The sequence below is a fragment of the Bacillus sp. GW823-FHT06A10 genome (genome assembly GCF_058795375.1).
The window spans coordinates 794,455-806,482 of record NZ_JBXAHT010000001.1 but is presented as its reverse complement, the minus strand read 5'-3'; the positions used below and the strand labels follow the sequence as shown (position 1 = coordinate 806,482).

Genomic DNA, 12,028 nt, shown 5'->3' with positions numbered 1-12,028 from the left:
CTTTTTCATTACCTATATTCCACTACGTTGTAACTCGTCCAATGATATACGATTAAACACCATCTCAAGTTATTTTAGTCGTAATAAGTTGGCCAGCTTCATTAATAGTAACTTTCCATTTCACTCCACTAGCAGTCTTCATGATTATACCTTTACTTGCCTCTATTTCAATATCTCCAAACATTCTTCCTCCAGTTGTCGCTAACCAAGCACTCCCATTTTCCATAGAAGATCTTGCAAAGATACGATTAATTCGAAAACGCTTATGGTCTTGAGAATAACCACTTAATGTAATTCTAACTTTATATAACTGACTCGCCTTCATATTCGATATAATTGTATCGCCAACATTTAATGGAACATCCAACGCGATAACCCAACTTCCAGTTGCACTTAATGCATATTCAATTTTAATTTTCTTTGGACTCTCTCCCCACCCAAAATACATTCCAAAACAATTTAACATTTGTATTGGTTTTTTCGTAAAATCCAGTTCAATTACAACTGGATTACTATCTGGAACGTCAATATAGTTTACACTTTGTTCATCTATTAAATTAAAGCAATTTGTGAGATTTCCCCCGTACGGCACTTTTCCACTTACTTGCTTAACGTTATATTTCTGCTGAGCATTTACTAAAATATCATCTTGATTTCCTATTAAATGAGGTCTATTTAACGTCAAAGGTAACTGAATTCGTAGGGATTCTTCATAAGTAGACTTACAAACATTGTATTGTCCTTGATCTACAATAGTTGTCGAAAGCAGATTTGAAAAAAGGTAGTTACGATGAGAATTGGAAGAAAATTCAATAACAATTTGTTCACTACTCATCCGGTACGTATCCCAGATCATACAATCAAATGTATTATACGCACCTGAACAACGAATTACTTTGTTCGTTTGTTGTCTACATTGCACTTGAATATCATGAAACGTATTTCCTGAACTTTCATTTGGCAAATCACTATTTCCATCTACTTCAATCCCATACACACATCCATCAATAAATATAGATTGAAATACATTGGCGTTAATCCAACAAGGTGTATTAATATCATCTATATACTCTGTTTTCAAATATATTGCAGTTTGAAAGTTTTTAATTTGAATAAATTTAACTTGAAAGAAACTAATATAATCCCATGCCTTTTGACAATAAAAATGTATAGCTTTTCCTTTATACGATGGAGTTGTATTTATTATATTTATATTTGATATAACAGATTGATTAGGTACTTCGATTTGTTGTGAACCAGAAACATAAATGACAGCAGATTGAAACAATGGATTTATAACTTGAATAGTACCACCAACTATCGAAGCGTTACTTTGTAGCTCAAATGCATTAAAATCTCCATCAATTTGCAGCGTTACGGTAGGATCTAACTCTAATCTTACGTTTGATTTAATAACAATCGGCTTTACAATTTTGTACGTATTTACTCCTGTAATTTTTACTGTCGAAATTCGGTTAGCTACACAATAATCAATAGCTTGTTGAATTGCTAATGAGCTATCATTTACCGAGTTTGGAACTGCGCCAAAACAATCAATGTGAACGCTACTTTCTGGCGCACAATCTTCTTGGGAAGAAATATATTCTGACAAAATAAATTCACTCCTCATATTACCTTTTTTCATATAATATGTGAGTTCTCTCTTAAAAGTTTCTATAATAAAAAAAACAAACGACCTACCCGGTCATTTGTTTAACTCATATATATTTTTCGTTTCTTCTATCATTTTAGTTAACGAGAAATACCTCACTGCTTTCTCTCGTGCTTTCAATCTAATATCATTTACCCTTTCTTCATTCCCTTGTAGTTCTTCAAGTGCACTTGCGAATTCAGATTCGCAATATTCAGATATCAAAACACCTGATTCTCCATCTATTACCGCTTCATTTATTCCGCCAACATCTATTGAAACAATTGGTGTCCCTGTAGCCATCGCTTCAATTACTACCATTGGAAACACTTCACGAAAAGATAATAAAAGTAAGGCATCCATATTCCCTATAAACTCATGCGGCTCTGAAATATTCCCTAGCATCTTCACCCTTTGCCGCAATCCATATTTTTCTATTTCTTTCATAATCGATTCTTTCTCTGGTCCATCACCAGCAATATAAAACATAAAATCATTTCTCTTTTTCAACACATTTGCAATTTTGACAAATAGTTGATGGTTTTTCTCTTTGGATAATCTAGCTAATATCCCTATTTTATATGTAGGTTCTTTCTTCTTCTGCTGGAATAAAAACTTTTCAATATCGACACCGTTATAAATTGTATTTATTTTTTCTTCTGCTACATGAATTGAAATTAAATTATTCTTTTCAAACTCACTTACTGTAATAATATTGTTTACATATTTATTCATGAAATAACGAAAAAGCGTTGGCATTTTCTTTTCTAGTATCGTTACATTATGTTTCGTATAAACAATTTTCATCTTTTTTTTAATAAACTTTTGAATTAGAAAAGCATATAATACCATTCGCAAACTATTTGCATGAATAAGTTCTATCTTTCGTTTACAAATTTCATTTCGTAAATAATAAATATTTCTCAAATGATTCCATCGACTAAGTAATATAAAATTTTCTTTTCTAGTAAGAGATTCATATAGTTCTCCATCACCTGCAGCTGTATAAATCTTAAAATCATCATAACGCAAATTACTTTCCAATTTACAGAAATAGCTCTCGGCTCCGCCAGTTATCAATTTATCTGTCATCAACAGTATATTCATAATTGCGTCTTCCCAACTACATTAATTTTATTTTTTTTATAAGCATGATAAGCATACTTACTAAAATAGTAAAAAATTTGCACCAAATTCAGTCGTTCTTGTTCCCTTAACAATTTCCAATACCGGAAAGCTGCTCTAATTTTATTTCTAGAAACAGAATTTGTAACAATTCTATATTTTGCTAACACTTGCTGTATCCCTTTTGCTTCATACCCTTCATGTAATAAGTTCAGCCATAACGCTGTATCTTCCGGCTGTATACTAGGCATTTCGACATATGGAATTTTTTCACGATCAATCATCACTGTTAAACAACCGATAATTGTATTTCCTACTAAATAATGATAGCCAACAGATTTTGGTGCACTCACTTCACGATTTAATTCATTACCATTTTCATCAATTAAACTATACGACGCATATGAAAAAGCAATATTCATTTCTTCCATAAATAACAATTGTGTCTTCAATTTATGCGGCAACCATATATCATCACTATCTAAAAAGGCAATGTACCTTCCTCTTGCCTCTTGGATCGCTAAATTCCGAGCTTTAGCAGCACCAACATTTTCTTTTAATGATAATAACCTAATTCGTGAGTCTCCTTCTATTATCTCTTTAATTTTTGCGGCAGATTGGTCGGTTGAACCGTCATCAACGATAATCATTTCCCAGTTTTCATACGATTGATTCTGTACAGATGAAATTGTCTCACCTATAAATCGTATACTATTATAAGAAGGTGTTATTACAGAAACATAAGGCGGCTCGTTAGGCTCGTTATGTACTGATAGACATTTTACCATCTATCTTTCCCCTTCCTTCATATATTGAAATATACTTCACAACAACTGCTAAAAATAAAAAGAACGCTTCGTTAATAATGAGTGACAATGACATCATCTGAAATAAAAATGCAATCATAGTCAATAGAAGATATGGTTTTTCACGAAACAAAGTATGCTGCGCTAGCTTGAACATTAATATGAATAAAAACGCGCTATATAGAAGAAAACCAATTGTACCCGATTCAGACAAAATTTCTAAAAATGTATTGTGTACATATAATTTTTCATTAAATTGATACTCATAATAATTCGAAAAGTTAAAAGCGCCGATTCCAATATATGGATTGGATAAATAATATTTAAAAGCAGCTTCCCATAATGTAAATCTACCACTTCCATTATCATGGGAAAAATCAGAAATTCGTTTATTTAATATGTCATCTAATTGGCCCCCCATTACACTATTCGATAAACTAAAAATAACTACACTAAACAATACTAAACTCATAATTATTTTTATTTTTTTGGCGAAACTAGACATACATATATATACAAAAACGACAAGTACAAGCGCTAATATACCGCCCCTTGAAAAGGTTAATAGACTTGTCGTAACACATAAAATCAATCCTAAGATGTTAGTAATATTTTGTAAATTCGTCATATAGTACATAAAAAATATTGTATTATAAAAAATAAAAATGTTAGGATCATCTAGCAATCCAATTAATCGTGGATATCCTCTATCCACTAATAACCCAGCAAAAATTTCTCTCTCTTCTCCACCGTATAAACTAAAGTATTGTAAACCAATTATATATAGTATTAGACTTACAACATTAAATACTACTCCTACATAAGCAATAGATGATTCAAGTACCACTATTTCAGTATTCCCCAATAAATTCCTCATTATAAAATAGCATCCTAAAACGAGTAGCACGCCAAAAATCATACGAATACTAGCATTTAAATACATAGAAAGAATTCCACTTAAACAATAAATGAAATAAAACAGTAAAAATACAACTTCATGAAAATATAACTTTTGAATATGAAAGTTTTTAATTGTTAAACAAAAATATATGACTAAAAAAATCATATATATCTTCAATGAAAATCCAATATATAAATTGTATTTACTTAACATAACAAATAATATTAGAAGAATAATCCATCCCATCGATACTTTCATATTATTTTCCATAGGCTATATCCCCTGTTTCGTAATATAATCCTTTTTGCGTATTTTTCTTATAAAAGAAAGAAGAAGTTTTTTCAGCTCATAATCATATAGGAATATGGCAGCTACTACGATTAGTATATTAAGAACAAGCGCAATTAAATGATATGTATGCAATATATATTGCACTCCAATAAAGGTTACACCAAAATAAATTGTATACGGTATTACAATTTGGAATACAATTTTTTTCTTCACTACACTTACCGCTATGTATCCCACTAAAGCGACGATTTCAAATAAAACCATAGCGTATGCCGCTCCTATCACTCCACCAATACTACTAAAGCTATAAAGCATAACCCCACCTATCACCAATGCTACACACTGCACAACAGTTCTCTTATTTTGACATCCACTCGTCGTTAAACCATCAGCAATGGCAATATTTAAACTCTGTAGCACAATAAGAAATGATAATATTTGGAGTGGTTCTACTGCATTGCTCCATTCTTCATGAAAAAATATAGAAATAAAGTATGGTGCTAAATGATATAAACCGATCGTCATACATATCCCTACAATCGCCATTGATTTAATTTGAAGCAAATTTAATTTCGTATGCTCTTCTATATTATTCTGGTTATAATGCTTAAAGAGCACTGGAAAAAATGCACCTGCAATTACCCCTGGTACTTGATATAAAGCTGCCGGCATCCGGTACGCCACTGCAAAAACACCTACCATACTTAATGGCAATGTATAGTTAAGCAAGATAGGTGCTAATTGTGGCGTACTCATTATTAAAAAACCGCTAATAATAAAGGGAGTTAATTGCCAAAATAACGCTTTATGAATTACGACTTTCATATTCATTTTCGTCTTTCTTCTCATGATATATATACTGAATAAACCACCGATCATATACCCAAAAGCATATAAGCGAGCCGTTACATACACCGGTAACTCTCCGAAAATACAAAAACATGTAATTATAATGACAACCGATGCTGATACAACTTTAATGAGCGCTATATACTTCATACGTTCCGTCAGTTGAAAATAGGCAATTCCTATATTTTGCCAAGTTAATCCTATTAACATGAAAAACATTACGTTTATCATCATATAAATTAAATTTTTGTCCGCATACATATAATGAATAACAATATAACCGATTATAGAAATAAAAATAAGTAGGATCATCCTTATTTTTATATACGATGATAAAATCTTCTCTAAATCTGCCCCATCCTTTGCCCCTTCTCGAAGAAACGTATTACTAAGTCCTAAGTCTGTAAAAAATAACATAACAAACGTCACTGCTATGGCAACACTAAACATCCCATAATGTTGTGCGTTAAAAAAGTTTGCTAAAACAATTAAACTGACGGCCTGAAGAAGGTTAGCTAAAATCGTACTATAAAATAGATGGATAATATTGTTTAGAATAGATCTACCCATACCAGTTCTCCTTTGCAAGTAACCTACTTACATATGTTGTTTGTTTACATATATATTTATCTTGCACCATTACCGTTCAATACAATTAAAACGGTTTTACATAAAATACGGATGTCCATTCGAATCGTTTTCATTTCAATATATTCCATATCCAACCTCAACTTTTCCTTTGGATCAAGATTATACCCTCCATTTATTTGCGCCCATCCTGTTAATCCTGGTTTTACCATTAAACGTTCCTTAAATTCTGGAATATACGCATCAAATTCATTATAAAAAAACTCTCTCTCTGGTCTAGGGCCTACAAAAGACATATCCCCTCTTAAAATATTTAAAAGTTGCGGTAATTCATCAATTCTCGTTTTTCTTATAAACAATCCAACTTTTGTAATTCTTGAATCATGTTCTTTTGCCCATTGTGGGCCATTTATTTCAGCATCCTTTACCATCGATCTTAATTTAAATACATTAAACTTCTTCCCGTTTATACCTAAACGTTCTTGAAAGTAAATTGGAGCCCCTGATGTTTCTAAAGTAATCATAATACAAAAGAACAACATAATTGGTATCGTTAATAGTAACAATATGATTGAAAATATAATATCAAACAAGCGTTTTACACTTCGATTCAATATGCTAGGCTTTTCTTGAGCTGGAATCGTATACAACTTGGCTTGATTTGTTTCACGAATCATGGATCGTTACCCCCACATTCAAGAATATAAAATTATCCCTATTAATTCACATTCTTTTCTATTTATATTCGCTATTACTTTTTGCACTGTACGTAGTGAATCTTTTCGCTTTTTAACTGCTAAGACTACTCCATCGCATTTCCCTGCAATAATGTGCGTAGCAGGAAGATCAAATACTTCAGAAGAATAAAAGAAAATGTAATCAAAATCTTCTTTCCACTTAGCAATCGCATTATCAAATTCATCCATAGCAACTAAGGGCGTCCCTGTGTGTACTGTTTTTTTTGCAGGAATACAATATAAGTATTTAGACAAATTACTAGAAAAAGATTCATAATTGCAGGGGGAAGAGCTTATTATATCGTTTACTGTTATCATGTGATCACTTTGTAATAATACATGTAGTTTAGGGTCAGAAAAATTCACATCAATAAGTAACACCTTTTTCTTCATTTCCGCAAACACTAGACCCATATTTACTATAAGCGAGGCAACAACACCTCTGTCCTTCGTTGAACTAACTGTGAACAGTTGTTTTCCAGATTTTTTTAACTCGTGATACACCGTATAAAACTGCTCTTTCATCAGATCATCATGCAGATCGAATGGCAGCTGTTTCTTTGTCCTAAACATCGACATGTTCACCTCGATATAAAGATGATTGTTTATCAACCTCTGTAGGTTTCTTTTTTCTATTCGGTTTCATATTTATGTAACCAATAACAGAGACTGTTGTTATTTTCTCTAAATCCTGTTCCACGTATATACGTTCATCAAAATAATCTCGAAATACAGCTAAACCTATACCAACAAAAAAACTAACAATTAAAGAAATAGGAATGATCAGTTGAAATTTCGGAAACAATTTTTCGGCCTGTTCCTGTAACTCAGGATCAGTTAATACTTTCACTCCTTGTACATTTGTGTACTGTTGAAAGCTTTTTTGTGATTGCTCTGCCAATGTCTTTACTATGTCTTTCACGACTTTCGGATTGGAATCTTTTACTGTAACAGTTACAATTTGTGAGTTGTCCGTATTCACTACCGAGATTTTTTGTGCTAATTCATAACTTGATTGCTCTAATTTCAAAGTTTTTTTAACTGTTGAAATAATTAATGGGCTTTTTAAAATATCGACATACGATGTTACTAGTTGCTTATTTTCTTGTGTTTTATTTGTTGAATTTTCCTTATTAAACTCATCTAAATTCCCAACAAGAATTTGCGTTGAATATTGATATGACGGCTTTAAAACATACATAGAGATAAGAACTAAAGAAGCGGTTAAACAACACATCGTTAAAATAATCGTTACGAATCTTCTTTTCAATAATTGTTGAAAATCTTTTATGCTCATTTCTTGCTTCAATTATTTCACCGCCCTTTTCTGAATAACATCCTGCAAGCCACTCTTTTCAGATAACCCTTTCTCCTTTCTATCCACTTGTTTTGTTACATACTTTCCGACTCTGAATGCAAATTTTTCTACATATATATACGAAAACATTGCAAGTATAAACGAAAAAACAAGTGAAAAAATTAAAATAATTGGCAACGGTAATATTTCATGGAGCATGTATATAAGGGAAAATAACGATATAATATGATATAAATAAAGACTGTAAGAAATCTTCCCCAAATATAACAAGTATTTATTACGTAGCAAGGACGACAAAGTTGATATTGACAAGCTTAATATGACAAATAGACATGCACTTATCGCCACTACGTAGTCTCGAAATATAAAATTATTGAGCACTTTCATTTCTCCAATAAGCCCTTCATACATAAAAAGTAAAATCGCAAATAAAAACCATGCAATTTTCGTGTTTTTAGTACAATTACTATAAAAAACTATTAAATTATTTTTATACTTCGCAACTAGTGCCCCTAGTAAAAATAGCACCGTATAATGCAAAGTTAATGCATAGCTTGTTAATGTTAAGCCCGCACGAAACAAAAATAACATCATGACAGAACATATACTAAAACTAAACAATAATAGTAATGAACCCCTTAACGTTTTTCGCAAGCAAATCATCAAAATTAACGGGAAAATTATTGATATTCGCATTTCATGGACAAGTGACCAAATGACACCGTTATATGCATCTGTATTATATTTCCCCACCAATAAAATATGTTGTGCGATTAAGCTTGAAGAACTTTCAATCGTCCATGAGCGATTAAACCATTCACTTAAATAAGAAATACCATATTCACTAATTGTAGCCTGGCATATAATAGCTATTATTATTGCCACAATATAAGGAATGTATATTCTGCATATACGTTTTAAAAGGTATGATCCATAGCTACTATAGTTTTTTTGAATAGATTCATACAAAACAAATCCGCTCAAAACAAAAAAGATAATAACAGATTCGTTACCACTACTAAAAATTAGACGAGCAGGTGTTTCTTTTAATAGATACACAACAAATGGTTTATTATCTTCATAACTGTAATTTTGAAATGCTGAAAAAATCATTAAATGATGACCAATCATTACTACTAATGAAGAAATCCCTCTTATAGAGTCCAATTCTTCGTATCTCTTCATCTTTTTACATCAACTCCTAATGAAATGATAATAATCATTTCAAAGCGACATCTTTATTCATATTCCCCTCCTTTCTTTTCATTCCAATTTTTCATATTAAAATGATTTTATAGTATAAATTTGAGTGTATTGTAACATTTTTTGTAATATTATGAATAGAAAATCTCAAAAATTGGTATATACCAATTTCAACCTCGAAAAATGAGTAATATTGATAGAAAAACACTATAAAAATATCTTGCATATTTACAAAATTAAAAAGATGAATAACGTTTTTTCAATATAAAATAAAAAAGATAGCCTATATAGGCTATCTTTTTTATTTTATTTAATTACTCGCACCACTATATGCTACATGTCGTTTCTCAATTCTCTCTTCAATTTCTTTCATATTTTCTTTATTATTTAATAGTGATTGTTTATTTTCAATTAATAATTGTTTAAAAGATTTTCTCACTTTTTTTCTCATTTTCATTGTCCTCCTTGGGGGATGGGTTATATAAAAGATAAGGAATTATCTGTGTGTCCTTATAATAATTGATTGTTGTGAATTCTATTTGAACTTCATATGAAAATTCCGCTTATTTTCTGACAACTTTGTGAACACGAAAAAAAAGCTATCTAAAACTATGTTGAAATTAATTCACTTCATTATAAAAGTTACTATTTTCATCAACTTTTATCATTATATATTGTCGAAACATTTATATATTTAAAATTGAGTTCGACATAATTTTATTTACTATAATACTGTTTACAAAAACCAAAAGAGGGTGTCACCAAGTCAAAGTTCGACTTATACAACATCCCTCTTTCCAAACTATTTATAGCATATTTATTAATATTTCAGGTCTTCCCCAATTCATTTCTTCACAAACAAATCTAAGTTTTTCTTCATCCATTGTGTGTAATCCCTCTTCTAGTAAACATGAAATTGGAACTTCACAGTGAATTTGTGCTAATTGCAACGAAATATTTAAGTTCTCTAAATCACTTTCAATCTTCGTACGCTGCGCTTTTGTTAATGATTCTACATTTTCTAGTACAGCGGATACTGTTCCGTGCTCTTGAATAAGCTTATACGCTGTTTTTTCACCGATACCTTTTACACCTGGATAATTATCACTTGTATCTCCCATGAAAGCTTTTGCATGGACGATTTGCCACGGCTCTACACCTTTTTCTTCCATGATTTTCTCCGGTGTGTAATATTCGTAATTTCCAATTCCTTTACGCAGAAGCATAACTGTAACGTTCTTATCAACAAGTTGAAGTAAATCTGTATCACCAGTTAAAATATAAACTTCAGCTTCATTGCAGTATTGTTTTGCAAGCGTACCGATACAATCATCGGCTTCGTAGCCTTTCATACCGATAACTGGAATGGATAATTTTGCAGTCATTTCTTGCACTAAATCAAATTGAGGAATTAATTCTTCTGGTGGCGCTGCACGATTTGCTTTATAATTCGAGAACGATTCTGTTCTAAATGTCGTACTTCCCATATCCCAGCATGTAACGATATGTGTTGGTTCGATCGCTTGCGTAGCTGTTAACAAGTGTTTCATATAACCATGAATCCCGTTCGTAGGGGTTCCATCTTGTCGTTTCATAAATTGTCCGTAGACACTTGTTGCGTAAAAAGCACGAAATAATAGTGCCATACCATCAACTAATAATACTTTTTTCATAATTCCTCTCCTATTAAAAAAATAATAACCTCACGTTATCACGTAAGGTTATATAAATAGATTACCATTCTACGTTTTTGCTCAACTTTGTCTATTATACATTGTTTTTGTATATTTAGCACCATTAACACATTAAGACGTTCTACTACAACAAGTATGCAATATGCCTGAATACGTATTTTTTCCAGTAGAAACAACGACAGCCTTTGCACTTCCACTAACGATATGTGAACCTTTAAAACATACATTTTCAAGCTCAAGTGGATTATAATCTTTCATCCGTTTTAATGGAATAAATCGTTTACGTTCAAGGTGATAGCAGCTTTCAAACTTCTCTATACTCGCTTCGTTTCCCGTTAACACAGACTCATTCACTAATAAATCATCTGCATAAATAATACGTACATCAGCTGGCACAGCATCTCCAGCCGAAAGAAAAATCATATCTCCAGGTACAAGTTCTTGCACTGGTATCTCCATCATTTTCAGTTCACTATTTAGCCCTGTACTACTAGAACATTCTACTCTAGATACAGTAATCGTTTCACGTTGTAACTCATCACACACACGTTGTTTTGAAAAACCTGGAATCATGCCACCAAGCTTCATCATTACTTCTGTAAGAATTGCTCTTTTTGAAGTTAGTTCATTTCGGCCATATACTTGAATACGTTTTTGCGCCTCTTTCATTGATAGTCCGTCTCTTGTTGTTTTAAAATATGCAAATACAGATTTTACATCTCTTGTTGCAATTTCAATTAATAAATCTTTATTTTTTTGGAGCATTGTTTGTTCTTTTATTGATTTTTTATTTAGTTTATATGACGTGTTACCCACAGTTTTGTTTGCATATAACATATTATCGTCTCCTCCTTTACAACATAGG

General features: G+C 31.5%; 12 protein-coding genes. All 12 read right to left on the bottom strand.

The window, feature by feature from the left end; translation table 11 throughout:
- Positions 1-64: 64 nt before the first annotated feature.
- The 12 genes from AC1Q8M_RS04270 to AC1Q8M_RS04215 all read right to left on the bottom strand — a co-directional run bounded on the left by AC1Q8M_RS04270 (position 65) and on the right by AC1Q8M_RS04215 (position 12,000).
- Complete coding sequence (locus AC1Q8M_RS04270) at positions 65-1,612, bottom strand: glycoside hydrolase family protein (RefSeq protein WP_000006065.1); 1,548 nt, start codon at positions 1,610-1,612, stop codon at positions 65-67.
- Between the two features lie 93 nt (positions 1,613-1,705).
- Positions 1,706-2,758 (bottom strand): glycosyltransferase family 4 protein, encoded by a 1,053-nt coding sequence (locus AC1Q8M_RS04265; protein ID WP_001023701.1) that lies wholly within the window; start codon positions 2,756-2,758, stop codon positions 1,706-1,708.
- Positions 2,755-3,564 carry a glycosyltransferase family 2 protein gene (locus tag AC1Q8M_RS04260; protein ID WP_098360891.1) on the bottom strand — a complete coding sequence of 270 codons (810 nt, stop codon included), beginning with the start codon at positions 3,562-3,564 and terminating at the stop codon, positions 2,755-2,757. Before AC1Q8M_RS04260 ends, AC1Q8M_RS04265 begins: the two co-directional genes overlap by 4 nt.
- Complete coding sequence (locus tag AC1Q8M_RS04255; RefSeq protein WP_000429880.1) at positions 3,539-4,753, bottom strand: O-antigen ligase family protein; 1,215 nt, start codon at positions 4,751-4,753, stop codon at positions 3,539-3,541. The genes AC1Q8M_RS04260 and AC1Q8M_RS04255 overlap by 26 nt, the downstream gene beginning before the upstream one ends.
- A gap of 3 nt (positions 4,754-4,756) precedes the next feature.
- Entirely contained in the window at positions 4,757-6,193 is a 1,437-nt protein-coding gene (locus AC1Q8M_RS04250) for an oligosaccharide flippase family protein (protein ID WP_061660300.1), read from the bottom strand.
- A 56-nt stretch (positions 6,194-6,249) separates the two neighbouring features.
- Positions 6,250-6,888, bottom strand: a complete 639-nt coding sequence (locus AC1Q8M_RS04245) for a sugar transferase (RefSeq protein WP_000617644.1) — start codon at positions 6,886-6,888, stop codon at positions 6,250-6,252.
- 18 nt (positions 6,889-6,906) lie between these two features.
- A complete protein-coding gene (locus tag AC1Q8M_RS04240; RefSeq protein WP_002093924.1) occupies positions 6,907-7,527 on the bottom strand; it encodes a CpsD/CapB family tyrosine-protein kinase in 621 nt (206 codons plus the stop codon).
- Entirely contained in the window at positions 7,514-8,257 is a 744-nt protein-coding gene (locus tag AC1Q8M_RS04235) for a YveK family protein (protein WP_098360888.1), read from the bottom strand. The genes AC1Q8M_RS04240 and AC1Q8M_RS04235 overlap by 14 nt, the downstream gene beginning before the upstream one ends.
- A complete protein-coding gene (locus AC1Q8M_RS04230) occupies positions 8,258-9,451 on the bottom strand; it encodes an acyltransferase family protein (RefSeq protein WP_098365972.1) in 1,194 nt (397 codons plus the stop codon). It lies immediately after the preceding gene.
- Between the two features lie 328 nt (positions 9,452-9,779).
- A complete protein-coding gene (locus AC1Q8M_RS04225; RefSeq protein ID WP_001228048.1) occupies positions 9,780-9,920 on the bottom strand; it encodes an FbpB family small basic protein in 141 nt (46 codons plus the stop codon).
- A gap of 355 nt (positions 9,921-10,275) precedes the next feature.
- A complete protein-coding gene (locus AC1Q8M_RS04220; protein WP_000757069.1) occupies positions 10,276-11,142 on the bottom strand; it encodes a 5'-3' exonuclease in 867 nt (288 codons plus the stop codon).
- A gap of 132 nt (positions 11,143-11,274) precedes the next feature.
- Positions 11,275-12,000: a P-type ATPase actuator domain-containing protein gene (locus AC1Q8M_RS04215; protein ID WP_098360886.1), complete on the bottom strand. Its 726-nt coding sequence runs from the start codon at positions 11,998-12,000 to the stop codon at positions 11,275-11,277.
- Between the last annotated feature and the right edge of the window lie 28 nt (positions 12,001-12,028).